Here is a 25,734-nt window from a genome sequence, read left to right on the forward strand (position 1 = left end):
ATGTGCCCGTGGTGGGTGAGCGGCGGTGAGGGGGTGCGCTCGTGCTGGGTGAGCGGCGGTGAGGGGGTGCGCCCGTGCTGGGTGAGCGGCGGTGAGGGGGTGCGCCCGTGCTGGGTAAGCGGCGGTCAGGAGACGCGCCCGCCCGGCGCAAGTCGCGGTGAAGGGATGCGCCCGTGGTGGGTGAGTAGCGGTGAGGGGATGCGCCCGTGGTGGGTGAGTAGCGGTGAGGGGATGCGCCCGTGGTGGGTGAGTAGCGGTGAGGGGATGCGCTCGTGCTGGGTGAGCGGCGGTGAGGGGATGCGCCTGCTCTGGGTGAGCTGTGGTGGGGAGGCGCGGATGTGTCAGGGGAGTTGTGGGGAAGGCGTTGCCAGCCATGCCGTGTAGCTGTCGCTGCGGGCCGCTGCCTCCGCGTGCGCCGCACGGGCTTGTGCGAAGACCGTCGGCGTGGTGTCGTGCGCCGGAGCCGTCGGGTGCCAGCCCAGGAGATGGCGCCAGTACAGCGGTGACCCCGAGAGGGGGCGGGTCACCACGCCCGGTGTCGGCGGGAACGTCGCGCGGCACAGCCCCACCGCCCGCCCGACCTGCACCAGGTGCACGCAGGACGCCACGTCCGTCTCGTACACCGAGGACGGCGTGAAACCCGCGCGGGCGCACGCCGCCGTGAAGCAGTCCGCGAAGCAGCCGTCGCCCGGCACGTCCGTCCACGCCTCGTCGGCGAGCAGCGCCAGGTCGATCTCCCGGCGGCCGGCCAGCGGGTGGTCCGTCGGCAGCATGACGAAGACCGGGTCGCGGGCCACCTCCCGCCACACCAGGAGCTCGCTCTCGGGCGGCGTGCTCGCCCCGCACGTTCCCACCAGTGCGAAGTCGAGGCGCCCGTCGGCCGTGCGGGAGGCGATCTCCCGCTCCGACCAGGAGATGTAGGTGGTCACCGGCACCCCCGGGTGCGCGGCGGCGAGCCGGTCCACCAGGGCGCCGAGCAACGGCCCGTGCGTCGCGCCGAGCCGGAACCCCGCGCCGCCCTCCCAGGCCGTGGCGAACCGCAGCGCCTCCTCCCGCAGACCGCTGACCGCGGGCAGCACCACCCGGGCGCGGGCCAGCACGAACTCCCCGAGCGCGGTGGCCCGTACCCCGTGCCGCCCCCGTTCGAAGAGCTCCCCTCCCAAGGCGCGCTCGATCCGTTTCAGCTGCGCGCTCAGGGCGGGCTGCGCGAGCCCCAGCACGGTGGCGGCCTTGGTGAGGCTGCCCGCGTCGGCGATCGCCCGGATCGTCTTCAGGTGCCGCAACTCCAGGTCCATGCGCCGAGCTTGACCGGTGCGGCGGACCGCGGCAATGGGCAGGTACGGACCAATGCCCTCACCCGACGTCACCCGCCCGCGCCCGCCTCCGCGGCCCCCTCCCGCACCCGCAGCAACAGCACCGACCGCCCGGCCACCGTGACCGCCGTGTCGGCGCGCAGGACCGTGCCGGGCGCCTCCCCCTGCTCCTCCAGGGACGTGTCCACCACCACCTCGTACTCCCGTGCCCACGGCGCCCCCGGCAGCACGAAACTCCCGGCCCGGTCCGCCGCGTGCAGGATCGCCAGGAAGCTGTCGTCGACGACCGGCGCGCCCCGAGCATCACGCCCGGGTATGTCACGGCCCGACAGATACATGCCGAGCGTCGCGGCCGGCGCGTACCAGTCGCCCTCCGTCATCTCCGTCCCGCGCGCCGTGAACCACGCCAGGTCCCGCAGCCCGTCCGCCGAATGCGCACGCCCGGAGAAGAAGGCCCGCCGCCGCAGCACGGGATGCCGGTGGCGCAGGGCGATCAGACGGGACGTCAGGTCGAAGAGCGCAGCCCACCCCGGCTCGTCGAGCAGCCCCCAGTCCACCCAGCTGACCTCGTTGTCCTGGCAGTAAGCGTTGTTGCTGCCCCCCTGCGTACGCCCCATCTCGTCCCCGGCGACGAGCATCGGCACCCCGGTCGACAGCAGCAGCGTCGTCAGCAGGTTGCGCAGCTGCCGCCGTCGCAGCTCCGCCACCCGCTCGTCGGCACTCCCGCCCTCCACGCCGCAGTTCCAGGACCGGTTGTCGTCGGTGCCGTCCCTGTTCCCCTCCCCGTTCGCCTCGTTGTGCTTCCGCTCGTACGACACCAGGTCCCGCAGCGTGAACCCGTCGTGCGCCGTCACGAAGTTCACCGACGCGTACGGACGGCGCCCGCCCCACGCGTACAGATCGCTCGACCCGGAGAGCCGGTAACCCAGATCCCGCACATCGGGCAGCGCACCCCGCCAGAAGTCCCGCACCGCGCCCCGGTAGCGGTCGTTCCACTCCGTCCACAGCGGAGGGAAGGCCCCCACCTGATAGCCGCCGGAGCCCACGTCCCACGGCTCGGCGATCAGCTTCACCCGCCGCAGCACCGGGTCCTGCGCGATCACCGCGAGGAAGGGCGACAGCATGTCGACGTCGTGGAACGAGCGCGCCAGGGCCGCCGCGAGATCGAAGCGGAACCCGTCCACCCCCATCTCGGTCACCCAGTAGCGCAAGGAGTCCGTGATCAGCCGAAGGACGTGCGGCTGCACCACCTGGAGCGTGTTCCCGCAGCCCGTGTAGTCCGCGTACCGCCGCGCGTCGGACGGCTGAAGCCGGTAGTAGCCGCGGTTGTCGATGCCCTTGAGCGAGAACATCGGACCCAGCTCGCCCGCCTCCGCCGTGTGGTTGTAGACCACGTCCAGGATCACCTCGATCCCGGCCTCGTGCAGCGCCCGCACCATCCGCTTGAACTCCCCGACCTGCTCGCCTCTCGTCCCCGACGCCGCGTACGCCGCGTGCGGAGCGAAGTAGCCGATCGAGTTGTAGCCCCAGTAGTTGCGCAGGCCCCGCTGCAGGAGATGGTCCTCGTGGGCGAACTGGTGCACGGGCAGCAGCTCCACCGCCGTCACGCCGAGCCGCACCAGATGGTCGATCGCCGCCGGATGCGCGAGCCCCGCGTACGTACCCCGCAATTCCTCCGGAATCCCGGGGTGCAGCTTGGTGAAGCCGCGTACGTGGACCTCGTAGATGACCGAATCCGCCCACGGCGTCTTCGGGCGCCGGTCGTCCGCCCACTCGTCGTCCGGCGCGTCGTCGTGCACCACCACGCCCTTGGGGACGAAGGGCGCCGAGTCCCGGTCGTCCCGCACGGTGTCGGCCACGTGCTGCTGCGGCCAGTCCCGCACATGCCCGTACACCTCGGGCGGCAGCCCGTGCGTCGCGAAGTCGCCGTCCACCGCGCGCGCGTACGGGTCGAGGAGCAGCTTCGCCGGGTTCCAGCGCGCGCCCGTCCACGGGTCCCAGCGGCCGTGCACGCGGTAGCCGTAGCGCCGGCCCGGACGGACGCCCGGCACGAAGCCGTGCCATATCTCGTGCGTCAGCTCGGTCAGCGGCGCGCGGGTCTCGACGCCCCGGTCGTCGAAGAGGCAGAGTTCGACGGCTTCCGCGCCCCCCGCCCACAGCGCGAAGTTGGTGCCCGCGACCCCGTCGGGCCCCACCCTGAACCGCGCGCCGAGCGGCGTCGGCGCCCCCGGCCACACGGGCACCGCGGGCGCGACCGAGGCGGCCCGCGGCGCGGCGCGCGACTGCGTGGACGTGCCGTTCACGACAACGGCCTCCCCGCTCACGGCGGCCGCGCCGGTCCCGCGCCGCCCACCCCGGAGTGCTTCCTGTTCGGCTGCGCTGGACACCCATTCGCCTCCTGCGGCTCGACCCCTGCCGCGTCCCGGCGGCGGTGGCGTACCCGACCGGACGGCACGTGCGGACCCGCGGGTCCGTGCCGTCCTCCCCACTGTTCTGCCCAGCGCGTGCGTCGCACTCACGTTTCCCCAGGAGGGGGACGGTCGTTGCTACGGACGTGAGACAGGTAGCGAGGCGCGCTCGGCGCGCAGGGGCCGCGCTGGCCGCCGTGGTGACATGGGCAGGACTGCTTGCCGGAGCCGCGGGATGCAGCGGCGACGGCGACGGCATCGACAGGCTGATGGGCAAGCCACGGTCGCCCGCCGACGCGATCCGGGTGACGCCCGACGACGGCAGCAAGGGAGTCAAGGGAGACGAGAGGCTCCAGGTCGAGGTCCCCGACGGACGCCTCGAATCGGTGAAGGTCGTCCGGGTGCAGGACGCGCGGGAGCAGACCGTGCCCGGCCGCATCGACGAGGACGGCATGACCTGGCGGCCACTGGACGAGGGCGGCCTCGCGCTCGCCGCCAAGTACTCGGTGGACGCCGTCGCCCTCGACGGCCACGGACGCCGCTCGGCCCGGCACACCACGTTCACGACGGCCGTCCCCGACGAGCGCTTCATCGCCTACGTCTCGCCGGAGGACCGTTCCACCGTCGGCACCGGCATGATCGTCTCCCTGGAGTTCAACGAGGAGATCGAGAACCTGGAGGCCGTCCAGCGCGCCATCAACGTCACCGCGAAACCCGCCGTGGACGTACGGCCGCACTGGTTCGGCAAGACCCGCGTGGACTTCCGCCCCGAGAAGTACTGGAAGCCCGGCACGAAGGTCACCGTCGGCCTGCGCCTGCGCGACGTCGAGGCCGCCCCCGGCGTCTACGGCCTCCAGGACAAGAGCTTCTCGTTCACCGTCGGCCGCAGCCAGACCTCCCTGGTCGACGCCGCCGAGCACACCATGGAGGTACGCCGCGACGGCGAGCTCCTCTCCACCGTGCCGATCACCGCGGGCGCCCCCAAGACCACGACGTACAACGGGAAAATGGTCGTCACGGAGATGCTGGAGGTGACCCGGATGAACAGCCGCACCGTCGGCTTCGGCGGCGAGTACAACATCCCCGACGTGCCGCACGCGATCCGCCTGACGACGTCCGGCACCTTCCTGCACGGCAACTACTGGGCGCCGGACGCCCCCGGCAACACGAATGTCAGCCACGGCTGCGTCGGCCTGCGCGACGTGAAGGGCGGCAGTTCACAGACCCCGGCGGGGTGGTTCTTCGACCGCACCCTGATCGGTGATGTGGTGGAAGTCGTCAACAGCGATGACAAGAAAGTCGCTCCTGACAACGGCCTCGGTGGCTGGAACATGGAGTGGAAGGACTGGACGGCGCAGCCCGGACCGAAGCCGAAGGCCGAGCCCACGGACCGGCGCTGAGGCAGGGCCCGCACCCCATGCGCAGTTGGGACTGAACAGTGACATTGGCGGGGAGTCATCGGTCAGGGCCGTGTGGTTATCTAGCGCAGGCGCGTGTCTGTGCGCGCTGAGGCACTGGGGTGCGGGCCTGACCAGGCCGTGCGAGGGGAGACACATCTTGAACGGGCGACCGATATCGGGGACGTCGGTTGGTGCGCGGGGGCGTGCACGACGACGGGGGACCAAGGGCCTCTTTGCGGTGGCATCGGGTGTGACGCTGCTGTTGGTCACGGCGTGCGGCGGGGGCGGCGGCTCGGACGCGGGCGGCGACGGCAAGGACAAGGCGGCCGACAAGAACGCGCCGTCGACGGCGGTGGTGACCATAGCCCCGAAGGACGGCGCCGACTCGGTGGCCACCAGCGGCGCACTGAAGATAGCCGCCGACAAGGGCAAGCTTTCGCAGGTCAAGGTCGAGGACAGCAAGGGCAATCCGGTCCCGGGCAAGATCACCTCGGGCGGCGCCAGCTGGACGCCGGCGCATCACCTGGCCGCCTCCACGAAGTACAAGGTCCACGCGATAGCCAAGGACTCCGAGGGACGTGAATCGGCCAAGGACACGTCGTTCACGACGCTGACGCCGAAGAACACCTTCATCGGCCAGTTCACGCCGGAGGACGGCTCGAAGGTCGGCGTGGGGATGCCGTTCTCGGTCCACTTCAACCGGGGCATCACCGAGCCCGAGGACGTCGAGAAGGCCATCAAGATCAAGACCGAGCCGGCCGTGGACGTCGAGCCCCACTGGTTCGGCAACGACCGCATCGACTTCCGCCCCGAGAAGTACTGGAAGGCGGGGACGAAGGTCACCGTCGACCTCAACCTCGACGGTGTCGAGGGCCGGCCGGGCGTCTACGGCGAGCAGGCCAAGACCCTGAAGTTCACCATCGGCCGCAGCCAGGTCTCCACCGTCGACGCCAAGTCCCACCAGATGAAGGTCGTCCGGGACGGCAAGCAGATCAAGAAGATCCCGATCACCGCGGGCGCCCCCGGCACGACGACGTACAACGGCCAGATGGTCATCAGCGAGAAGCTCGCGGTCACGCGCATGAACGGCGAGACCGTCGGCTTCGGCGGCGAGTACGACATCAAGGACGTCCCGCACGCGATGCGCCTGTCCACCTCGGGCACGTTCATCCACGGCAACTACTGGTCGGGCGGCGCCTTCGGCAACACCAACGCCAGCCACGGCTGCATCGGCCTGAGCGACGTGCGCGGCGGCTACAGCAAGAAGACGCCCGCGGGCTGGTTCTTCGCCAACTCCCTCATCGGGGACGTCGTGGTCGTGAAGAACTCCGCGGACAAGACGATCCAGCCCGAGAACGGCTACAACGGCTGGAACATGTCCTGGGAGAAGTGGAAGGCCTGACCGGTCGCCACTATGGCCTGACCGGTCACCACTATGGCCTGACCGGTCGCCACTCCCGTGCGGGGCACGGCTAACGTGCCCCGCATGACATCTGTGCATCTCGAAGTCGCCGAAGGCGTCGGCACGATCCGCCTCGACCGCCCCCCGATGAACGCGCTCGACATCGCCCTGCAGGACCGGCTCAAGGAGCTGGCCGAAGAGGCGACCCGGCGCGACGACGTACGCGCCGTGATCATCTACGGCGGCGAGAAGGTGTTCGCGGCGGGCGCGGACATCAAGGAGATGCAGGCCATGGACCACACGGCGATGGTCGTGCGGTCCAGGGCTCTGCAGGACTCCTTCACCGCGGTCGCCCGCATCCCCAAGCCCGTCGTCGCCGCCGTCACCGGCTACGCGCTCGGCGGCGGCTGCGAGCTGGCTCTCTGCGCCGACTTCCGCATCGCCGCCGACAACGCAAAGCTCGGCCAGCCCGAGATCCTGCTCGGCCTGATCCCCGGCGCGGGGGGCACCCAGCGGCTGTCCCGTCTGGTCGGCCCGTCCAAGGCCAAGGACCTCATCTTCACCGGCCGCATGGTCAAGGCCGACGAGGCGCTCACAATCGGTCTGGTGGACCGGGTCGTGCCCGCCGCCGAGGTGTACGAGCAGGCGCACCAGTGGGCCGCGCGGCTCGCGCAGGGGCCCGCGCTCGCGCTGCGCGCCGCCAAGGAGGCCGTGGACGCGGGCCTGGAGACGGACATCGACACCGGGCTCGCGATCGAGCGCACCTGGTTCGCCGGTCTGTTCGCCACCGAAGACCGTGAGCGTGGCATGCGCAGCTTCGTCGAGGAGGGTCCCGGCAAGGCCAAGTTCCTCTGAGATTTCTCTGCGGACCGCTGAATTTCCGTCAGGGCACGATCAGTTGAGGCCGCGTCAGCCAAAGTGTCCCCCGAAGGAGCGGATTATCCCCGGCTTAAGAGAACCTTAAGCCTGGGTGCTTCGAGGCCGTAAGTGATCACCCGTAAGCGGGTAGTCATCGCAGGTCAGCGGGGGTGCGACAGGGCTCGTACTGCCGCTGGCATATGCCTACCCAGCCCCCCGGAACGGATGGTTCCGGGGGGCTTATTCCGTCGGAACGGCCCCGGAACGCGCTGTGTGCGGCCATGATGGGGGGCATGGCGGGGCTGGAGGGTATCGAACAGCCGCGGCGACACGGGAGTGCGACCGCGGCGCGCTGGTCGCCGGCGGTCGAGGACGAACACGCGCTCAAGGCGCTCGAGTTGTTCGGCAATCCGACGGACGCGGAGGTTCCGCTGCCGTCGCGCCCGGAGTCCGCCGCCATCGCGCGCCGGCTCGCCCAGGTCGTGGTGCTCCGGCACTGGGGACTCTCCCCGAAGCTCACCGAGGACGCGGTGCTCCTCACCTCCGAACTCGTCGGGAACGCCGTGCGGCACACCGGTGCCCGTGTCTTCGGGCTGCGGATGATGCGGCGGCGCGGCTGGATCCGGATCGAGGTGCGTGACCCCTCGCGCGGACTGCCCTGTCTGATGCCCGTCCAGGAAATGGACCTCAGTGGCCGCGGTCTCTTCCTGGTCGACAAACTCTCCGACCGCTGGGGCGTGGATCTGCTGCCGCGCGGCAAGACGACGTGGTTCGAGATGCGGGTCGCCGACCGCTGAAACGCGAAAGCCCCCGGTCGCCGGTTGTGGCGCTGCGGGGGCCTGCGCGGGGCGCCGCGGACAAAGGGGTGTGGTCCACGGACACCGTTGACGACCTGAGCCCGGGTCAATGGGGGTCGTGAATCCGACTATGGCAGACGGGGGCCGACGATCCAAAAGTCCTGATCCGGTCATAGGTAGGCAAATCGTGACAGTTTAAAGGTGAATCCTTGGTGAGCTGGGACACCTGCCTGGTAAACGCTGGTTAAGTTCCGGCTGTGACAGGTGTTCCGCAAGGGGCGTCAAGGTGGCCGACGGCCTTCCGGGCCCGACCCGCGGGGCTCGCACGCGGACAATAAGCGGCTTTCGCCCGCTTTACCCATTAAATGGTCGGGTGACCGAGACCGACCGCCGTGGAGCCCTGCGCACGGGCGCCGGCCTTGCCGCCGCCGGCGCGCTCACCGCGGGCGCCCTCACCGCAGGCTGCTCCGCCCTCAGGGCCGCCCCCGCAGACCACCGCGCCGCATCCGCCACCCGGCACCCCGCCGCCGGAACGCCCCGCGCCGCCCCCGCACCCCACCGCTTCCCCGGCCTCCCCGACCAGATCGCGCACAGCCCCCGCGGCCGGCCCCAGGTCGCCCTCACCTTCCACGGCCAGGGCGACCAGGCCACCGCACGGTCCATCCTCGCCATCGCCGAGAAGGCGGACGCCAGGATCACCGTCCTCGCCGTCGGCAGCTGGCTCGACGAGCACCCCGACCTCGCCCGCCGCATCCTCGACGGCGGCCACGACCTCGGCAACCACACCCACCACCACGTCACGATCAACGAGCTGCCCGAGGCCGACGCCTACGCGGAGATCACCGGCTGCGCCGACCGCCTGCGCCGCCTCACCGGCTCCATCGGCACGTGGTTCCGCCCCTCGCGCGCCGAAACCGCGACCCCCCTCGTCGCCCGTCTCGCCCGCCGCGCCGGTTACCCGCACGTCCTCTCGTACGACGTCGACTCCCTCGACTTCACCTCGCCGGGAGCCGGGGCCGTCACCCGCAAGATCACCTCAGAGGTACGCGCGGGCTCCGTCGTGAGCCTGCACTTCGGGTACGCGGACACGGTCGCCGCGCTCCCCGCCGTCCTGGAAGAACTGGACCGCCGCAACCTGCGCGCGGTGACGACCACGGAGTTGCTGACCTGATGACCCTGCACCTGAACCTCACCCGGCGCACCGGAGCGGTCGTCGCCGCCGGTGCCGTCGTCGCCGCGGCGCTGGCCGGCTGCGGCGGCGAGCCCCGCGAGGACGAAGCCCTCGGCACCAAGGGCATCCACGAATCCACCAAACCCAAGGCCGCGCCGGGCCTGCCGGGCATGCCGCCCGTCCTCGACCCCAAGGACGTCTACGCGGCCGACCGCCCGGGCAAGCTCTCCCCGGTGGTCAAGGACTTCCCGTCCCGGATCTACGTCCCCAACACCAACTCCAACACCGTCTCGGTCATCGACCCCAAGTCGTACGAGGTGATCGACACGATCGACGTCGGTGTCCAGCCCCAGCACGTCGTCCCCTCCTGGGACATGAAGACGCTCTGGGTCAACAACAACCGCGGCCACACGCTCACCCCCATCGACCCGAAAACCGGAAAGGCGGGAAAGCCGGTAGCCGTCCATGACCCGTACAACCTCTACTTCACGCCCAACGGCAAATACGCGATCGTGATGGCCTCGATGGACCGCGAACTGGTCTTCCGCGACCCGCACACCATGAAGAAGGTCAAGACCGAACCGGTCAGCTGCTACGGCGTCAACCACGCCGACTTCTCCGCCGACGGCCGCTACTTCATCGTCTCCTGCGAGTTCTCCGGCGAACTCCTGAAGGTCGACACGGAGAAAATGAAGGTGGTCGCCCAGCAGAAGCTGCCCTTCAAGGGCGCGATGCCGCAGGACGTGAAGATCTCGCCCGACGGCAAGACCTTTTACGTGGCCGACATGATGGCGGACGGCATGTGGGTCCTGAGCGGCGACAAGTTCGACAAGCCGAAGCTTTTGCCGACGGGCAAGGGCACCCACGGGCTGTACGTCAGCCGGGACTCACGCGAGATGTACGTGTCCAACCGCGGCGAGGGCACGGTCTCCGTCTTCGACTTCCCCAAGAACAAGCTCACCAAGAAATGGAAGCTCCCCCAGGGCGGCAGCCCCGACATGGGCGGGGTCTCGGCGGACGGCAACACCCTCTGGCTGTCGGGCCGTTACGACTCCGAGGTCTACGCCGTCGACACCCGCACAGGAGTCCAGACCGCCCGCATCCCCGTCGGGGGCGGCCCGCACGGGCTCGCGGTCTATCCGCAGCCCGGCCGCTACTCGCTCGGACACACGGGGATCTTCCGCTGAGCAATACACCTGAGTATTACAACGGTTGACCACCACGGCCACCGGGCACCACAAGGGTAGATCCAGCCGACCTCCCCTCTGCCTTCCAGGAGGCTGCCCGTGCTCAAAGGCATCGACGTCAGCTCGTACCAGTCCACGTTCGACACGGACGGCATCTCCTTCGTCATCATAAAAGCGACGGAGGGCCGTTCGTACGTCAACCCAAGACTGACGGCGCAGACGAAGCGAGCACGGGACGGCGGCTGCGTGGTCGGCTTCTACCACTTCCTGTGGCCGGGCAACATCAAGGCCCAGGCAGAGTATTTCGTCAGCAAGGCCCCCGAAAAGGCGGGGGACTTGCTGGCGGTGGACTGGGAATGGACGGGCGAACACACCCGAGCAAGCAATGCGGAAAAGGATCGGTTCATCCGCGAGGTGAAGAGGCTGCGGCCGAAGCACCGGGTGGCCTTGTACACGAACCGGGATTTTTGGCTCAACCACGACACCACGTCGTACGCAGGTGACGCCCTCTGGATCGCCGACTACGTAACGGCGGGCAAGCCCCGCATCCAGGCGAAGTGGCGCATCCACCAGTACACGTCGACACCCCTGGACAAGAATGTGGCGGACTTCGCGAGCAAGCAGGCAATGCGGGACTGGGCCACGGTCGACTGACCGTTGGCAGGCAGGGCTACATGCCGCGGTCCGGCCCGCTCCACGGCTCCGGTCGTTCATCGACGGTCATCGGGAGGTGCCGCAGCCGTACGGGGCCGGGATAGAAGGCTGAGGTGTTGGGGCCGGCCATGTCCTCGCCGATGAGATAGCGGTAGAGCCATTCGGCGAAGCTCATGTCGTACCGTGCCCAACCGCCCTCGCCGTCTTCGACCAGAATCCACGGGGCTGTGTCGTCCGCGGTCGCGAGGAACAGTGTCTCGCCGCGGTCGGTGCTGGCGATCGGCCATAGTCCGTTGTGCGTGCCGAAGCTCAATTCCGCGAGCCCGAACAGCAGGCGAGGGTCCTCCTCGGGCTCAAGATCGTCCCAGGAGACCGCGGACCAGGCGCGGGCCGTGTCGCGTATCCAGTCGCCCAGGTTCCAGCGTTCGGTCGCGGGATGATGCAGGTACAGGTGCCCGTTGAGCTGGATGGGAGCGTACGCGTCCACAAGGACCTGGTAGTCGGTCGGCAGCCGGATGCCGAGTTCTGCCTGAAGGAGCTCCCAGGCGGAGGGGCTCGTGTAGCGGTTCTGCGCCTGGCCGAGCATCGCCATCACTGCGGGCAGGTAGTCGGCCATGACGCTCCTCGCTGCTGTGCCGTCTTCTACAGCAGGATCATCCCAGCCCGGAGATCCCGCCGATCAGGCTGTCGGCCTGCGACGGTGGGATCCATTGGGCGGGAGGCGTCAGCCTAGTTTTCGAGCCAGTTGAGACGACCTCCAAGCTTCTTCCGCCGCGAGCGGTTCTTCCCGGAACCTCTTCGCGGGTGGGCTGTTGATGTAGTCGTTCAGCAAGCCAAATGTGCGCAGGTGGGCCGGAAGAGCTTCATACCAGGCGAGTCCGTAGGCGTTGCAGTTCGAGCAGACGAGGCCACGGACGCATGCGCCGCAACTCCTGCCCACCTTGCAACAGGAGTGGTCGTGATCGACATGCGGGGTCCGTATCCTTGCCTCATTGATTCCACATATCGCACAACGCTCGCCCTGGAACCGCCAGAGCCGGTCGAGGAATTCCTTGGTCACGTTGTAGTGACTGAGCCGGACGCGCTCGGAATTGCATGGTTTGCAGTAGGGCCGTAGGGCGCCTGCGCGGTTCACCGTTGAATACGCCGATGTCGGCTTGCTCTCGCCACACCCGAGGCACTCGACGAATCCGCTCTCGACCATTGCCTGGTAGGTCGCGTTGTCCCTCTTCCCTCGTAGAGGGGCTAACGGACGCCCTGCGTAATGCTGTTGGTAGTGACCATTGCACAGGCCTTTGGCCAAGGCAGCCCTCTGGCAGCTGTCGAATTGGCAGTTCTGGTGAGTGCCGTCAGGCGTCGAGGTGCGTCGTATACACGAGAGCGCCTTGCCTCTGTGGATCTGTGTGTAGTGGGTCCGGCACATCCCTTTCGTGAAGGCATGCCTGTCGGATGTGCGGTCGCACGCCCACCCGTTTCCGTTGGCCGAACAGATTCGCATGGATCGATCAACGAATCGGGTGGGCGCGGGTCACCTCGGTGCCATGGAGGGGCGCCGAGGTGACACGGCAGTTCGATTAGGCGCGCCACTCCGCCGTGCGTTCCGGGGAGGCCTCGGAGAGGGCCTTGGTGATTGCTTCTGTGTCCTTGGCCAGGCCGTAGACCGGGGTGCCGGGCTGTTGGCGCCAGGATTCGTCCTGGCCGCCGTTGTCGACGGTGTCGAAGCCGATCTCGTCGATGAGGTCGCGTACGACCTTCTTCGCCGCCTCGTCGTCGCCGGAGACCGGGAGGGCGACGCGGCCCGGGGTGCCCTTGGGCTGAGGCTTGTCGAGGATGTCCTGGGCGTACGTGCCGTTGAAGGCCTTGATGACCGGGTGGCCGATCTGGCGCTCGGTCCAGCGGCTCTCGGTCAGGCCCTCCTCGATCTCGGCGATCTTCCCGTCACGCTGCTGGGGGTAGTAGTTGCCGGTGTCGATGACGGCGACGTTCTCGGCGGCGCCGTCGAGGAAGCCGGACGGCAGGTTCGGGACAGCCTTCAAGGGGATCGTCACGACGACGACCTGGGCGCCGCGTGCGGCTTCCTCGACCGGTACGGCCGTGGCGCCGGTCTCCTCGACGAGGTCGGTGAGGGTGTGCGGGCCACGGGAGTTCGCGACGGACACGTCGTGGCCGAGGGCCGTGAGGCGACGGGTGAGGTTGCCGCCGATGTTGCCCGCGCCGATGATGCCGATCTTCATGACTGACCCTTCCGGGGGTGGTTCGCCGGTGTCCTAACGTAACGGAGCCAACCTCCGGAACGGGGGATGTATTCCGGGCCGGGCGGTACGGCCGGGTGAGGCGGACTCTTCAGAGTTTCACCACGATCTTGCCGATGTGCGTATTGGACTCCATCAGGCGGTGCGCGTCCTGGATGCGGTCGAGACCCTCGAAGACCTCGGCGATCGGTGGGCGGAAGGCGCCGTCGCGCAGTCCCTGATTGAGGAAGGCCGTGGAGCGGCGGCGCCCTCCCGGTGTGGTGGTCAGGGTGAAGTTGGCGTAAAAGTGGATCTTCAGGGCCGGCAGCCACGGGAGTTCCGCGGGGCGCGGGTCCAGCCAGCCGTAGGCGACGACGGTGCCGCCCTCCGGTATGAGCGCCTGTGCCAGGGTGCGGAAGGCAGGGCCGCCGATCGGGTCGAAGATGAGCTCGACACCGTGCCCGCCGGTGGCCTGCTTGGTCTCCTGCACGACGTCTTCGGGGTCCTTGTCTTCCGTGACGATGACGTCCGCCGCGCCCAGGTCCAGGAGCGGCTGCCTCTTCGTCTCGGTGCGGGTCGTGGCGATCGGGATGGCTCCGATCCGCCGGGCGACCTGGATCGCGGACGTCCCCACCCCGCTGGACGCGCCGGTGATCAGGACGTGGTCCCCGGGCCGCAGCCCGCCCGTCTCGACCATGCCGCCGTACGCCGTGGTGTAGGTGAGCCAGGCGGCGGCTCCGGTGATCGCGTCCACTTCCGCCGGGCGGGGGACGACCGCGGACTCGGGCAGTACGACGCGCTCGGCGTACACGCCCTGGGTGCTCATCTCGATGCCGGGTCCGGTGAACACCGTGTCACCCACGGCGAATTCGGTGACACCCTCGCCGGTCTCCTCGACGACGCCCGCGGCTTCGTAGCCGAGCCGGGAGCCGGGGAGGGTGGGCTGGTAGTAGTAGCCGCCCGAGCGGAAGAGTGCCTCGGCGCGGTTGAGGCCCAACGTTTCGACACGGATGAGGACTTCACCCGGGCCGGGGCCTGTCAGGTCCACCTCGTGAAGGGTGAGGACTTCGGGGCCACCGATCTCGTCGAAAAGGACGGTGCGAACGCTGCGTGCTGTGCGAGGCATTGTCATGCCGGTGACGCTATGCGGCCCGTGCGAGACGATCCATGGCCGCCGGTCTCGTTCTTATGCCCGTACGTCTTGCTGTCCGAGGTGAACGCTACGGTTTGGACATGGACGTACTCAGTGACGCGATCGCCGCCATGCGGACGGGGCGGCCCCACTCCTCCCGTACGTACAACCACGCCCCTTGGGGCATCGGTTTCTCCCCGTCGAACGGCGCGGGGTTCCATGTGGTGCTGCAGGGCTCGGCCTGGCTGCTCCCGGCCGGGGACGGCGCGGAGCCGATGGCGCTCGGGCCCGGTGACGTGGTCTTCCTCGCGCACGGGAAGGGACACGGCCTGGCGAGCGCGCCCGGGGTGCCGCTGGAGGAGTTCGCTCTCGAAGCGGACGGGTCCTGGCCGAAGGCGTCGGGGAGCGCGGGCGATGGGGCGGCCACGGTCCTGCTCTGCGGGGCCTATCAGCTCGACAAGGCCCGCGCCCACCCGCTGCTCGCCGGGCTGCCCGAGGTGGTGCACCTGCCGGCCAAGGTCGGCGAGCACGCCTCGCTGCGGGGCACGGTGGAACTTCTGGGCGCCGAACTCGCGGAAGCGCAGCCGGGGTCGGACGCGGTCGTACCCGCGCTACTGGACACGATGCTGCTCTACATCCTGCGGGCGTGGTGGCTGCGGGAGCATCCCGCCGGGCAGCCGGCGGGGTGGGCGGCGGCGCTGCGGGACCCGGCGGTGACGGCCGCGCTGCACGCCATCCACGACGATCCCTCGCGGCCGTGGACGGTCGGGGAACTCGGCGCGCGGGCGGGTCTGTCGCGTGCCGCGTTCGCCCGCCGGTTTGCGGCGACCGTGGGGACGCCCCCGCTCGCGTATCTGACGTGGTGGCGCATGACGTCGGCCGGGCGGCTGCTGCGCGAGGAGGCTCTGCCGTTGCGGCAGGTCGCCGAGCGGGCGGGCTACACCTCGGAGTTCGCCTTCTCCAAGGCGTTCAAGCGGGAGTTCGGGATGGCGCCGGGGCAGTACCGGCGGCTGCGGGCGGCCGGGCGGCCCAGCCTCGCTGTGTGACCAGGCGCACCCGCGACCGCCTTCAACCGGACGGGGAGGCTCGCTCAAGCATGGTTGCCGGCATCGCGACCCACAAGGCGCGGGGCGTCGGCTAGCGGTGGGCCAGCAACCGGCCCAAGGTGTTCTGGAGTTCGGCCTGGGACACGCGTGCCGCCTCCTCCTCGTCTCTCGCCTCGACGGCCCGTACGAGCGCTGCGTGGGCTTCGTCGCCGTGGTTTGGTTCCTTTGTTCGTACGTCGATCAGGTCCAGGAGATGGAGCAGGCCCTCCCGCAGTACGGGGGCGAACTCCGCGAAGAGGTCCGTGAGCACGGGGTTGTGGGCCGCCGCCACGACCGCCGCGTGCAGGGCGATGTCGGCGTCGATGAAGGCGGCGTCGCCCGCCGAAGCCGTGGCCCTGCGGCCTTCGAGCGCGGCGCGCATCGCGGTGATGTCCTCGTCGGTGCGGCGCATCGCCGCGAGGCGTGCCGCCTGTACCTCCACCAGCATCCGCACCTCGTACACGTCCGAGACCGCCGCCCGCCGCAGCCGCGTGGGCCAGTCCGCGAACGGCTCCGTCGCGATGACGAAGACTCCGGCGCCCTGCCGGGCCTTGACGAGGCCGGCCCCCGCCAGAGAGCGCAGGGCCTCGCGGACGGTGGAGCGGCCGATGCCCAGCTCCTTGGCCAGGGTCGTCTCGCCCGGGAGTTTGCTGCCGATGGGCCACTGGCCGCCGGTGATCTGTTCGCGCAGGCGGTGGGTGGCCTGTTCGACCAGGGGGCTGGGGCGCAAGGAGGGGAGAGGCATCCGGGACCTTTCGTCGAGAGGCATCGACGCTTACTTGCCTGAGGGGTACTTGTCTGCGAGGTACTTGTCTGAGGAGCACTTGTCTGAGGAGCTGACGTGTGCCTAGTGTAGGCCCGTGATCTTCCGCGGTCTCCTCCTTCTCGGCTGCCGCGGCGGGGCCTGAAGCGACCGGCACCCCGCCGCGGGGTGCCGTGCTGCCGGTCGGCAACCGACCGCGAGCAGAAGGAGCACCGCTTCCCGTGAGCGCAACCGCCGCCACCCCCGCAGCACGTACAGGCATCACGTACGACTGGAACCCCCAGCGTCCCGGCCCCATGCCGCACCACCGCTACCGCCCCTATCAGGACCGCGTCAACGTGCCCGCCGGCGAACGGAGTTGGCCCAGTGCCCGCATCGAACGCGCCCCCCTCTGGGTCCCCGTCGACCTGCGCGACGGCAATCAGGCGCTCGCCGAACCGATGGACCCCGCCCGCAAGCACCGCTTCTTCGATCTGCTCGTCTCGACGGGGTTCAAGGAGATCGAGGTCGGCTATCCGTCGGCCAGCCGCGCCGACTTCGACTTCGTGCGCGACCTCGCCGCGCTCGCGGCGAGCGGCGGCATCCCTGACGACATCAGCATCGTCGTCTTCACGCCCGCCAGGCCCGACCTCATCGACCGCACGTTCGAGTCGATCGAGGGGCTTCCCCGCGCCGTCGTGCATCTCTACATCCCCACCTCGCCCGTCTGGCGCGACGTGGTGCTCGGGCGGTCGCGCGCCCAGGTGCGCGAGGTCGTCACGGAAGCCGCCGTCCGCATGGCCCGCCTGGCCGACGCGCGGCCGGACGCGGACATCCGTTTCCAGTTCTCGCCGGAGACCTTCAATCTGACCGAGCCCGACTACGTACTCGAACTCTGCGACGGACTCACCGAGTTGTGGGACGCGAGCCCCGACCGTCCCGTCACGCACAACCTGCCGGCGACCGTCGAGATCGCGACCCCGAACGTGTACGCCGATCAGATCGAGTACCTGCACCGCCATCTCGCCCGGCGCGACTCCGTCATCCTCTCCGTCCACCCCCACAACGACCGCGGGACCGGCGTCGCCTGCGCCGAGCTCGCCGTTCTGGCCGGGGCCCAGCGCGTCGAGGGCTGCCTCTTCGGCAACGGCGAGCGCACCGGCAACGTGGACCTGGTGACCCTCGCCCTGAATCTGTACTCCCAGGGCGTGGACCCCATGGTCGACTTGTCCGACATCGACGCCGTCCGCGAAGTCGTCGAGCACTGCAACCGGCTCCCCGTTCACCCCCGCCACCCCTACGCGGGCGACCTCGTCCACACCGCGTACTCCGGAACCCACCAGGACGCCATCAGCAAAGGATTCGCCGAACACGCCCGCCGGGCAGCCGAGTTGGGGGTAGCGGAGAGCGAGGCGCCGTGGGGCGTGCCGTACCTGCCCATCGACCCCGCCGACATCGGCCGCAGCTACGAAGCCGTCATCCGCGTCAACTCCCAGTCGGGCAAGGGAGGGGTGGCGTATCTGCTGCACACGCGGCACGGTCTCGACCTGCCGGGCCGCATGCGGCCCGACTTCTCCCGCGTGGTGCAGGAGGCGACCGATGACAGCGGTGAGGAGGCGAGCGCCAAGGAGCTGTACGAGCTGTTCCGCGCGACCTATGTCGCGCCGGGGGAGGGAGGTGGCGAGGCGGAGCTGAGCTCCTGGACCACCGACCGGGCACCGGACGGCGCCCATCGGTTCGTCTGCACCCTGCAAGTCGGCGACCGGGGAGGGGATTTCGAAGGGGTGGGCAACGGCCCGCTCTCCGCGTTCGTCGACGCGCTCGCCGCCGCCGGGATCACCGTCGACGTCCTCGACTACCGCGAACACGCGGTCGGGAAGGGCGGCGGCAGCGAGGCCGTCGCGTACGCGGAGTGCCGGGTGGGTGACGTCGTCCGCTGGGGCGCGGGTCTGGACACCTCGCTCCTGACCGCGTCCGTGCGGGCCGTTCTCGCCGCCGTGAACAGGGCGGGGGCCACCCGGTGACACCGCCGAGCCCCGTCCTGCACGCCGACACCGTCACCGTCGTCCGCGAAGGGCGCCCCATCCTCGAAGAGGTCACCCTCACCGTCCGCCCCGGCGAGCACTGGGCGCTGCTCGGCGCGAACGGCGCCGGAAAGTCGACCCTGCTCGGCCTCTGCGGAGCCGTCACCCACCCCACGCACGGCACGGTCGAGGTGCTCGGCCGCCGCCTCGGCAGCGTCGATCTGCGGGACCTGCGCGCCTACGTGGGTCATGTGAACCCGCGCCATCCGCTCCGTACGCCCCTGCGGGTACGCGACGTCGTCCTGACCGGGCTCACCAACAGCGTGGAACCGCTGCCCCGTTGGCGCCCCACGCCCGAGCAGGAGGAGCAGGCCGGCCGTCTGATCGCCATGCTCGGCCTCGCGCACCGCACGGACGCCCGCTGGCCCACGCTGTCCCAGGGCGAGCGCGGCCGGACCCTGATCGCACGCGCGCTGATGCCGCGCCCGCGGCTCGTCCTGCTCGACGAACCGGCCACCGGGCTCGATCTCGCGGGCCGTGAAGGCCTCCTCGAAAGCCTGGACACCCTGCGCGAGACGCATCCCGGGCTCGCCACCGTCCTGGTCACGCACCACCTGGAGGAGCTCCCGGCGGGCACGACGCACGCGCTGCTGCTGCGCGACGGCCGCGTGCTCGCCTCCGGCGCCGTGGACGACGTACTGACGAGCGATCAGGTCAGCAAGTGCTTCGACCACCCGGTGCGGCTCGAGCGCACGGAAGGGCGGTGGAGCGTGCGGGCGGCGCGGCGCGCCCGCTGAGCACGCGGGAGGGGCCCGGTGCTTTCGCGTGCCGGGCCCCTCCTGCGTGCGGCCACTACTTCTTGTTCAGGCTCGCCCAGAACTCGTCGAAGGAGAGGCGCTTGTCCTTGTCGGTGTCCTTCGTGCCGATCACGGCCTCGGCCACCGTCTCGGTGACGTAGAAGTCCCCCATCTTGGCCATGGCCGACTTCCACTCCGCCGCTGTGATGAAGCCGTCGCCGTCCGCGTCGAACTGGTCGAACGTCTTGCGCGCTTCCTCGATGTCCGCCACCGGATCCACCCCTTCTTCGTGCACTGCTGACGAGGGCTAGGGTATCGGCCGTCCGAGGACGCGATCACAAGGAGTACGCCCATGGCCAGCACCCCTGCCTCGCTCGGCGCGATCCTCGACGCGGCGGCCCACGGTCGGTTCCCGCCGCCCGACGGCACGACCACCGTCGTGCCGCAGCCCTGTCACCGCGACGCGGGCGTGATCGCCTTCACCGCGCACTCGGTGGTGTTCACGGACGAGGACCCGCGATGGGTGCACGCCACCCTCGCGGCGCTCGACTGCGATCCGCTGGCCGCAACGATGAACCCGCGCTTCCTCGCCGCCTTCCTGGACCGCACGGGCCGCGTGACGGACACCACCGACCTCCTGACCGTGGCCGACACCCTGCCGGGCGCCCCCGACCCGGCCCTGGACCTGCGCGAGATCGACGACCCCGACCACCCCCGGGTGACACGCGCCCGCAAGCGCCGCGACGACGTACGGGTGTGGGCGTCCGCCGGAGGCGGGGTGCTGGTCCTGGGTCGCGGACTCGCCGGGCGCTGGGAGGCGGCCATCGAGGTCGACGAGGACGTACGCCACCGGGGCCTGGGCCGCGCGCTGGCCCTGGCCGCCCGGCACCTGGTGCCCGGCGTGTCCCACGTGTGGGCGCAGCAGTCCCCGGGCAACGCGCGCAGCGTGCGGGTCTTCCAGGCGGCGGGATACCGGCCGGTGGGCGCGGAGGCCCTGTTCGTGGCGCGGTGAAGGCCGCCGGTGGCCGGGGGACTCAGCACTCGATGATGTTCACCGCGAGCCCGCCCCGCGCCGTCTCCTTGTACTTGACGCTCATGTCGGCGCCCGTGTCCTTCATGGTCTTGATGACCTTGTCGAGGGACACCTTGTGGCTGCCGTCGCCGCGCATCGCCATCTTCGCCGCGGTCACGGCCTTGACCGCCGCCATGCCGTTGCGCTCGATGCACGGGATCTGGACGAGGCCGCCGACCGGGTCGCAGGTCAGGCCGAGGTTGTGCTCCATGCCGATCTCGGCCGCGTTCTCGACCTGCTCGGGGCTGCCGCCGAGCACCTCGGCGAGGGCGCCCGCCGCCATCGAGCAGGCGGAGCCGACCTCGCCCTGGCAGCCGACCTCGGCGCCGGAGATCGAGGCGTTCTCCTTGAAGAGCATGCCGATCGCGCCGGCCGCGAGGAGGAAGCGGACCACGCCGTCCTCGTCGGCGCCGGGGATGAAGTTCATGTAGTAGTGCAGGACCGCCGGGATGATGCCCGCGGCGCCGTTCGTCGGGGCGGTCACGACGCGGCCACCCGCGGCGTTCTCCTCGTTCACGGCCATCGCGTAAAGGGTGATCCACTCCATGGCGCGGGCCTGCGGGTCGCCCTCGGCCCGGAGCTGGCGTGCCGAGTTGGCGGCGCGGCGGCGTACCTTGAGGCCGCCCGGCAGGATGCCCTCGCGGGACATGCCGCGCGAGACGCAGGACTGCATGACGCCCCAGATGTCGAGCAGACCCGAGCGGATCTCCTGCTCCGTGCGCCACGCCTTCTCGTTCTCCAGCATCAGCGCGGAGATGGAGAGGCCGGTCTCCTTGGCCAGGCGCAGCAGCTCGTCGCCGGTGCGGAAGGGGTGCTTGAGGACCGTGTCGTCCGGCACGATCGGGTTCTCGCCGGCCACCGCGTCGTCGTCCACGACGAAGCCGCCGCCCACGGAGTAGTACGTCTTCTCCAGGACGAGTCCGCCGTCGTGGTCGTAGGCGAAGATCGTCATGCCGTTGGCGTGGTACGGCAGGGCCTTGCGGCGGTGCAGGACCAGGTCCTCGTCGAAGTCGAAGTCGATCTCGTGCATGCCGAGGACGTTGATGCGGCCGCTCGACTTGATCTGCTCGACGCGGTCGTCCGCCGACTCCACGTCGACCGAGCGGGGCGACTCGCCCTCCAGGCCGAGCAGCACCGCCTTGGGGGTGCCGTGGCCGTGGCCCGTCGCGCCGAGCGAGCCGTAGAGCTCGGCCCGTATGGCGGTGGTGTGGGCCATCAGGCCCTCGTTCTTGAGGCGGCTCGCGAAGATGCGGGCGGCGCGCATGGGACCGACCGTGTGGGAGCTGGACGGGCCGATGCCGATCGAGAACAGGTCGAAGACCGAGAGGGCCACGAGAAACTCCAATGGTGGTTGGTAGACGCCGTTGTCTGCCGGGGTGGTGCAGAAAGCAGGGCGTGAGCCGGGGCATGGGCCGGGGCACCGCACTCACTGTCCTCACTGTCCAGTGTGCGCGGTGCCCCGAAGGTCCGTACGAAAGAAAGCGTACGAAAATGCTACAGGTTGGGGTACAGCGGGTGCTTTTCCGCCAAGGCGGAGACGCGGGCCTTCAGGGATTCCGCGTCGAAGCCCGGCTTCAGCGCCTCGGCGATGATGTCGGCGACCTCACGGAAGTCGTCCTCCTGGAAGCCACGGGTCGCGAGCGCGGGCGTACCGATCCGCAAGCCCGAGGTGACCATCGGGGGGCGCGGGTCGTTCGGGATCGCGTTGCGGTTGACCGTGATGCCGACCTCGTGGAGGCGGTCCTCGGCCTGCTGGCCGTCGAGCTCGGAGTTGCGCAGGTCCACCAGGACCAGGTGCACGTCCGTGCCGCCGGACAGGACGTCGACGCCGACGGCCTTCGCGTCGTCCTGCACCAGGCGCTCGGCCAGGATGCGGGCGCCGTCCAGGGTGCGCTGCTGGCGCTCCTTGAACTCCTCCGAGGCCGCGACCTTGAAGGAGACGGCCTTGGCCGCGATCACGTGCTCCAGCGGGCCGCCCTGGAAGCCGGGGAAGACCGCGGAGTTCAGCTTCTTCGCGAACTCCTTGTCGCGGGCCAGGATGACGCCGCCGCGCGGGCCGCCGAGGGTCTTGTGCGTGGTGGAGGTGACCACGTCCGCGTACGGCACCGGGTTCGGGTGCAGACCGGCGGCGACGAGACCGGCGAAGTGCGCCATGTCGACCCACAGCTTCGCGCCGACCTCGTCGGCGATCCGGCGGAACTCCGCGAAGTCCAGCTGACGCGGGTAGGCGGACCAGCCCGCGATGATCACCTTGGGGCTGTTCTCCTTGGCCAGGCGCTCGACCTCGGCCATGTCGACCAGACCGGCCTCGTCCACGTGGTACGCGACCACGTTGAACTGCTTGCCGGAGAAGTTCAGGCGCATGCCGTGGGTGAGGTGCCCGCCGTGCGCCAGGTCCAGGCCGAGGATCGTGTCGCCGGGCTTGGCGATCGCGAAGAGGGCGGCCTGGTTGGCGGAGGCGCCGGAGTGCGGCTGGACGTTGGCGTACTCGGCGCCGAACAGGTCCTTGATCCGGTCGATCGCGATCTGCTCGGTGACGTCGACGTGCTCGCAGCCGCCGTAGTAACGGCGGCCGGGGTAGCCCTCGGCGTACTTGTTGGTGAGGACCGTGCCCTGGGCCTCCATGACGGCGACCGGAGCGAAGTTCTCCGAGGCGATCATTTCCAGGGTGGACTGCTGACGGTGGAGCTCGGCGTCGACGGCGGCGGCGACGTCCGGGTCCAGCTCGTGGAGAGGGGTGTTGAGAAGCGACATCAGGTGGTCCCTAAGGGTCTTCGGGGGGCTTCAGCTGCCGGAGAACTCGGTGTACTCGTCCGCGGAGAGCAGGTCCTTCGGCTCCTCCGTGATCCGTACCTTGAAGAGCCAACCACCCTCGAACGGGGCGGAGTTGACCAGCGAAGGGTCGTCCACGACGTCCTGGTTCGACTCGACGACCTCACCGGTCACCGGCGAGTACAGGTCGCTGACCGACTTGGTCGACTCGAGCTCGCCGCACGTCTCGCCCGCGGTCACCGCGGCACCGGCCTCGGGCAGGTCGGCGTAGACGACGTCACCGAGCGCGTTGGCCGCGTGCTCGGTGATGCCGACCGTCGCCACACCGTCCACGGGGGCCGAGAGCCACTCGTGCTCCTTGCTGTAACGCAGCTGCTGGGGGTTGCTCATGACCTGAATTCTCCTGTACGCGGGGGAGTGCTGATGGACGAGGCTGTTGTGCGGGGTGTCACTTCTGGCGCTTGTAGAACGGCAGCGCCACGACCTCGTACGGCTCGTGCGTGCCCCGGATGTCCACTCCGACACCCTCGCTGCCGGGGGTGGCGTGCGCCGCGTCGACGTACGCGATGGCGATCGGCTTGCCAAGGGTCGGGGACGGGGCACCCGAGGTGACCTCGCCGATGACCTTGCCGTCGGCGACCACGGAGAAACCCGCGCGCGGGACCCGGCGGCCCTCGGCGACCAGACCGACCAGCTTGCGCGGGGGAGCGGCCTCGGCGCGCTCGGCGGCCGCCGTGAGCGCCGCGCGCCCCACGAAGGTGTCGGACTGCGAGGTCTTCTCGAACTTGACGACCCGGCCGAGGCCCGCGTCGAAGGGCGTCAGCTCCGCGGTCAGCTCGTGCCCGTACAGCGGCATGCCCGCCTCCAGGCGCAGCGTGTCGCGGCAGGAGAGCCCGGCGGGGACCAGGCCCGCGGGCTCGCCCGCCTCCATGAGCGCGCCCCACAGCTTCTCGGCGTCGCCGGGTGCGACGAAGAGCTCGAAGCCGTCCTCGCCGGTGTAGCCCGTGCGGGCGATCAGCGCGGGCACGCCCGCGACCGTGCCGGGCAGGCCCGCGTAGTACTTCAGGCCGTCCAGGTCGGCGTCCGTGAGTGACTTCAGGATGCCGGGGGACTCGGGACCCTGGACGGCGAGCAGGGCGTACGCGTCACGGTCGTCGCGGACCTCGGCGTCGAAGCCCTCGGCGCGGGCGGTCAGCGCGTCGAGCACCACCTGGGCGTTCGAGGCGTTGGCCACCACCATGTACTCGGGGGCCTCGGGCTCGCCGAGCCGGTAGACGATCAGGTCGTCCAGGATGCCGCCGTCCTCGGCACAGATCATCGTGTAGCGGGCGCGGCCGACACCGATGGAGCCGATGTTGCCGACGAGCGCGAAGTTCAGGAGGTCCACGGCCTCGGGCCCCGAGACCGTGATCTCGCCCATGTGGGAGAGGTCGAAGAGACCGGCCTTGGTGCGCACGGCGTTGTGCTCGTCGCGCTCGCTCGCGTACCGCAGCGGCATGTCCCAGCCCGCGAAGTCGGTCATGGTCGCGCCGAGCGCACGATGCACGGCATCGAGTGCGGTCAGACGGGGGGCAGTACTCATTCGTGGAACTCCCAGGGGCATGACGGGCGAGGTCGATCCTCCCCATCTGTCATCGGAACCTGAGAGGTTCACCACGACCCGTACGTATGGGGGTCATGACTTGCACCTTGGGTGGAGCCGCGCAGGCGGCCCGCTTTTCAGATGTGCCTCGCCCGCGCGGTACGGGGCCTGAGAGATTCAAGGGAGGGACTTGCTCCTTCGGCGCCCCGGTGCGTCATGTGACGGCCACCGGGAACTCTCCCGCGCGGATTCAAACGGCCTGTATGGAGTTTGCGCGCACATCATTGCACGCGCCTGCGTCACAGGGCAGTGCCAGTCCAGTAATGCTGTTGTGCCGCATTACCTTCTCTTTACACTTGCCGGGGAAGCTGCGGGAAGCAGGTACGTGACCGCTAAGGGGAGGCCGATCACGGTGCGCAGGACGAGCGTCTACGCGACCAACACAGGGGTGGCCCTGCCCAAACAGGCCGCCGCCCCCACCAGGGAGAGCTGCGGCCCCCTGCCGGCGGCCGTCGTCCGCGACCTGCGGCAGCGGACGGGCCACAGCCCCTACCGCCTCACGTTCGGCGAGGGCGACCTGATCGTGGTCTCCGGCCTGCCGGGCAGCGGCAAGTCCACGCTGATGCGCAGGGCCGTCGCGGGCCCGCGCATCGACTCGCAGGACACCCGCGACCGCTGGGCCCGGCGCATGCCGGGCCTCCTGCCGTACGCGGTGTACCGCCCGCTGGTCCGCATCGCGCACTACGCGGGCCTGCGCAGAGCCCTGCGCTCCGGCGAGGGCGTCGTGGTGCACGACTGCGGCACCCAGGCCTGGGTGCGCCGCTGGCTGGCCCGCGAGGCGGCGCGGCGCGGCACGACCCTGCACCTGCTGCTGCTCGACGTGCCGCCGGACACCGCCATAGAGGGGCAGCTCGCGCGCGGGCGCGGCGTGTCGCGGTACGCCTTCGCGCGCCACCGCAGGACGGTCGGCCGGCTCGTCGGCGCCGCCGAGCGCGGTGACCTGCCGCGCGGCTGCGGTTCGGCGGTGCTCCTGGACCGGACGGCGGCCGGGGTCCTGCGGGGGATCGGCTTCGAGGGCTGAGCCGCCCGCCGCGTTAGGGTCGTGCC

General features: G+C 70.1%; 24 protein-coding genes and 1 riboswitch. Of the genes, 12 read left to right on the plus strand and 12 right to left on the minus strand.

The features are described 5' to 3' along the window. Positions 1-341 precede the first annotated feature (341 nt). Positions 342-1,295 (minus strand): LysR family transcriptional regulator, encoded by a 954-nt coding sequence (locus tag AB0I66_RS36655; RefSeq protein ID WP_363212395.1) that lies wholly within the window; start codon positions 1,293-1,295, stop codon positions 342-344. A 68-nt stretch (positions 1,296-1,363) separates the two neighbouring features. Continuing rightward, positions 1,364-3,700, minus strand: a complete 2,337-nt coding sequence (gene glgX, locus AB0I66_RS36660) for a glycogen debranching protein GlgX (RefSeq protein ID WP_363212396.1) — start codon at positions 3,698-3,700, stop codon at positions 1,364-1,366. 221 nt (positions 3,701-3,921) lie between these two features. Between glgX and AB0I66_RS36665 the strand changes: the two genes are divergently transcribed. The 7 genes from AB0I66_RS36665 (at position 3,922) to AB0I66_RS36695 (ending at position 11,190) form a co-directional block, all read left to right on the plus strand. Continuing rightward, positions 3,922-5,121 (plus strand): Ig-like domain-containing protein, encoded by a 1,200-nt coding sequence (locus AB0I66_RS36665; protein WP_363212654.1) that lies wholly within the window; start codon positions 3,922-3,924, stop codon positions 5,119-5,121. A 157-nt stretch (positions 5,122-5,278) separates the two neighbouring features. Continuing rightward, a complete protein-coding gene (locus AB0I66_RS36670; RefSeq protein ID WP_363212397.1) occupies positions 5,279-6,523 on the plus strand; it encodes an Ig-like domain-containing protein in 1,245 nt (414 codons plus the stop codon). An 84-nt stretch (positions 6,524-6,607) separates the two neighbouring features. Continuing rightward, positions 6,608-7,378, plus strand: a complete 771-nt coding sequence (locus tag AB0I66_RS36675) for an enoyl-CoA hydratase-related protein (protein ID WP_363212398.1) — start codon at positions 6,608-6,610, stop codon at positions 7,376-7,378. A 296-nt stretch (positions 7,379-7,674) separates the two neighbouring features. After that, the gene (locus tag AB0I66_RS36680; protein WP_363212399.1) at positions 7,675-8,178 is read left to right on the plus strand and encodes an ATP-binding protein; all 504 of its coding nucleotides are present in this window, start codon (positions 7,675-7,677) and stop codon (positions 8,176-8,178) included. Between the two features lie 373 nt (positions 8,179-8,551). Next, the gene (locus AB0I66_RS36685; RefSeq protein WP_363212400.1) at positions 8,552-9,349 is read left to right on the plus strand and encodes a polysaccharide deacetylase family protein; all 798 of its coding nucleotides are present in this window, start codon (positions 8,552-8,554) and stop codon (positions 9,347-9,349) included. Next, positions 9,349-10,536 (plus strand): hypothetical protein, encoded by a 1,188-nt coding sequence (locus AB0I66_RS36690; RefSeq protein WP_363212401.1) that lies wholly within the window; start codon positions 9,349-9,351, stop codon positions 10,534-10,536. Before AB0I66_RS36685 ends, AB0I66_RS36690 begins: the two co-directional genes overlap by 1 nt. Before the next feature lie 99 nt (positions 10,537-10,635). Further along, a complete protein-coding gene (locus tag AB0I66_RS36695) occupies positions 10,636-11,190 on the plus strand; it encodes a glycoside hydrolase family 25 protein (protein ID WP_363212402.1) in 555 nt (184 codons plus the stop codon). Positions 11,191-11,206: 16 nt separating this feature from the next. Here AB0I66_RS36695 and AB0I66_RS36700 read toward each other — a convergent pair whose 3' ends face one another. The 4 genes from AB0I66_RS36700 to AB0I66_RS36715 form a co-directional block, all read right to left on the minus strand. Then, a complete protein-coding gene (locus tag AB0I66_RS36700; protein WP_363212403.1) occupies positions 11,207-11,806 on the minus strand; it encodes an SMI1/KNR4 family protein in 600 nt (199 codons plus the stop codon). Positions 11,807-11,914: 108 nt separating this feature from the next. Then, the gene (locus tag AB0I66_RS36705; RefSeq protein ID WP_363212404.1) at positions 11,915-12,688 is read right to left on the minus strand and encodes an endonuclease domain-containing protein; all 774 of its coding nucleotides are present in this window, start codon (positions 12,686-12,688) and stop codon (positions 11,915-11,917) included. Positions 12,689-12,764: 76 nt separating this feature from the next. Continuing rightward, positions 12,765-13,424, minus strand: coding sequence for an NAD(P)-binding domain-containing protein (locus AB0I66_RS36710; protein WP_363212405.1), 660 nt, complete (start codon positions 13,422-13,424; stop codon positions 12,765-12,767). A gap of 109 nt (positions 13,425-13,533) precedes the next feature. After that, positions 13,534-14,547: a zinc-dependent alcohol dehydrogenase family protein gene (locus AB0I66_RS36715; protein ID WP_363212655.1), complete on the minus strand. Its 1,014-nt coding sequence runs from the start codon at positions 14,545-14,547 to the stop codon at positions 13,534-13,536. Positions 14,548-14,654: 107 nt separating this feature from the next. Here AB0I66_RS36715 and AB0I66_RS36720 point away from each other — a divergent pair, with 107 nt between their 5' ends. After that, positions 14,655-15,599 carry an AraC family transcriptional regulator gene (locus AB0I66_RS36720; protein WP_363212406.1) on the plus strand — a complete coding sequence of 315 codons (945 nt, stop codon included), beginning with the start codon at positions 14,655-14,657 and terminating at the stop codon, positions 15,597-15,599. A 91-nt stretch (positions 15,600-15,690) separates the two neighbouring features. Here the strand turns inward: AB0I66_RS36720 and AB0I66_RS36725 are convergent, their stop codons facing one another. After that, positions 15,691-16,383 (minus strand): FCD domain-containing protein, encoded by a 693-nt coding sequence (locus AB0I66_RS36725; RefSeq protein ID WP_363212407.1) that lies wholly within the window; start codon positions 16,381-16,383, stop codon positions 15,691-15,693. 314 nt (positions 16,384-16,697) lie between these two features. Here AB0I66_RS36725 and leuA point away from each other — a divergent pair, with 314 nt between their 5' ends. Together leuA and AB0I66_RS36735 are read left to right on the plus strand one after the other, a co-directional pair. Further along, on the plus strand, positions 16,698-18,404 hold the full coding sequence (gene leuA / locus AB0I66_RS36730; RefSeq protein WP_363212656.1) for a 2-isopropylmalate synthase: 1,707 nt from the start codon (positions 16,698-16,700) through the stop codon (positions 18,402-18,404). After that, positions 18,401-19,201 carry an ATP-binding cassette domain-containing protein gene (locus AB0I66_RS36735; RefSeq protein ID WP_363212408.1) on the plus strand — a complete coding sequence of 267 codons (801 nt, stop codon included), beginning with the start codon at positions 18,401-18,403 and terminating at the stop codon, positions 19,199-19,201. Before leuA ends, AB0I66_RS36735 begins: the two co-directional genes overlap by 4 nt. 55 nt (positions 19,202-19,256) lie before the next feature. Here AB0I66_RS36735 and AB0I66_RS36740 read toward each other — a convergent pair whose 3' ends face one another. Further along, positions 19,257-19,472 (minus strand): EF-hand domain-containing protein, encoded by a 216-nt coding sequence (locus tag AB0I66_RS36740; protein ID WP_363212409.1) that lies wholly within the window; start codon positions 19,470-19,472, stop codon positions 19,257-19,259. A gap of 81 nt (positions 19,473-19,553) precedes the next feature. On the opposite strand from AB0I66_RS36740, the gene AB0I66_RS36745 reads away from it, so the two are divergent. After that, complete coding sequence (locus tag AB0I66_RS36745; protein WP_363212410.1) at positions 19,554-20,213, plus strand: GNAT family N-acetyltransferase; 660 nt, start codon at positions 19,554-19,556, stop codon at positions 20,211-20,213. Between the two features lie 22 nt (positions 20,214-20,235). Here AB0I66_RS36745 and AB0I66_RS36750 read toward each other — a convergent pair whose 3' ends face one another. From AB0I66_RS36750 to gcvT, 4 genes are all read right to left on the minus strand, one after another. Then, positions 20,236-21,606 (minus strand): L-serine ammonia-lyase, encoded by a 1,371-nt coding sequence (locus AB0I66_RS36750; RefSeq protein ID WP_363212657.1) that lies wholly within the window; start codon positions 21,604-21,606, stop codon positions 20,236-20,238. 161 nt (positions 21,607-21,767) lie between these two features. Next, complete coding sequence (gene glyA, locus AB0I66_RS36755) at positions 21,768-23,027, minus strand: serine hydroxymethyltransferase (RefSeq protein ID WP_363212411.1); 1,260 nt, start codon at positions 23,025-23,027, stop codon at positions 21,768-21,770. 30 nt (positions 23,028-23,057) lie between these two features. After that, positions 23,058-23,435 (minus strand): glycine cleavage system protein GcvH, encoded by a 378-nt coding sequence (gcvH, locus tag AB0I66_RS36760; RefSeq protein ID WP_363212412.1) that lies wholly within the window; start codon positions 23,433-23,435, stop codon positions 23,058-23,060. 58 nt (positions 23,436-23,493) lie between these two features. Continuing rightward, a complete protein-coding gene (gene gcvT / locus AB0I66_RS36765; protein WP_363212414.1) occupies positions 23,494-24,627 on the minus strand; it encodes a glycine cleavage system aminomethyltransferase GcvT in 1,134 nt (377 codons plus the stop codon). 147 nt (positions 24,628-24,774) lie between these two features. Next, positions 24,775-24,880: riboswitch (glycine riboswitch) on the minus strand. Positions 24,881-25,033: 153 nt separating this feature from the next. On the opposite strand from gcvT, the gene AB0I66_RS36770 reads away from it, so the two are divergent. Further along, positions 25,034-25,708 carry an AAA family ATPase gene (locus AB0I66_RS36770; RefSeq protein ID WP_363212658.1) on the plus strand — a complete coding sequence of 225 codons (675 nt, stop codon included), beginning with the start codon at positions 25,034-25,036 and terminating at the stop codon, positions 25,706-25,708. The last annotated feature ends 26 nt before the right edge of the window (positions 25,709-25,734 follow it).

The sequence above is a fragment of the Streptomyces sp. NPDC050439 genome, assembly GCF_040655335.1.
Lineage (GTDB): Bacteria > Actinomycetota > Actinomycetes > Streptomycetales > Streptomycetaceae > Streptomyces.

Coding starts and splice junctions, on each gene's coding strand:
- AB0I66_RS36655 (WP_363212395.1), bottom strand. CDS start 1,295: ATGGACCTGGAGTTGCGGCACCTGAAGACGATCCGGGCGATCGCCGAC.
- AB0I66_RS36675 (WP_363212398.1), top strand. CDS start 6,608: ATGACATCTGTGCATCTCGAAGTCGCCGAAGGCGTCGGCACGATCCGC.
- AB0I66_RS36680 (WP_363212399.1), top strand. CDS start 7,675: ATGGCGGGGCTGGAGGGTATCGAACAGCCGCGGCGACACGGGAGTGCG.
- AB0I66_RS36690 (WP_363212401.1), top strand. CDS start 9,349: ATGACCCTGCACCTGAACCTCACCCGGCGCACCGGAGCGGTCGTCGCC.
- AB0I66_RS36700 (WP_363212403.1), bottom strand. CDS start 11,806: ATGGCCGACTACCTGCCCGCAGTGATGGCGATGCTCGGCCAGGCGCAG.
- AB0I66_RS36705 (WP_363212404.1), bottom strand. CDS start 12,688: ATGCGAATCTGTTCGGCCAACGGAAACGGGTGGGCGTGCGACCGCACA.
- AB0I66_RS36710 (WP_363212405.1), bottom strand. CDS start 13,424: ATGAAGATCGGCATCATCGGCGCGGGCAACATCGGCGGCAACCTCACC.
- AB0I66_RS36715 (WP_363212655.1), bottom strand. CDS start 14,547: ATGCCTCGCACAGCACGCAGCGTTCGCACCGTCCTTTTCGACGAGATC.
- AB0I66_RS36720 (WP_363212406.1), top strand. CDS start 14,655: ATGGACGTACTCAGTGACGCGATCGCCGCCATGCGGACGGGGCGGCCC.
- AB0I66_RS36725 (WP_363212407.1), bottom strand. CDS start 16,383: ATGCCTCTCCCCTCCTTGCGCCCCAGCCCCCTGGTCGAACAGGCCACC.
- leuA (WP_363212656.1), top strand. CDS start 16,698: ATGCCGCACCACCGCTACCGCCCCTATCAGGACCGCGTCAACGTGCCC.
- AB0I66_RS36745 (WP_363212410.1), top strand. CDS start 19,554: ATGGCCAGCACCCCTGCCTCGCTCGGCGCGATCCTCGACGCGGCGGCC.
- glyA (WP_363212411.1), bottom strand. CDS start 23,027: ATGTCGCTTCTCAACACCCCTCTCCACGAGCTGGACCCGGACGTCGCC.
- gcvH (WP_363212412.1), bottom strand. CDS start 23,435: ATGAGCAACCCCCAGCAGCTGCGTTACAGCAAGGAGCACGAGTGGCTC.
- gcvT (WP_363212414.1), bottom strand. CDS start 24,627: ATGAGTACTGCCCCCCGTCTGACCGCACTCGATGCCGTGCATCGTGCG.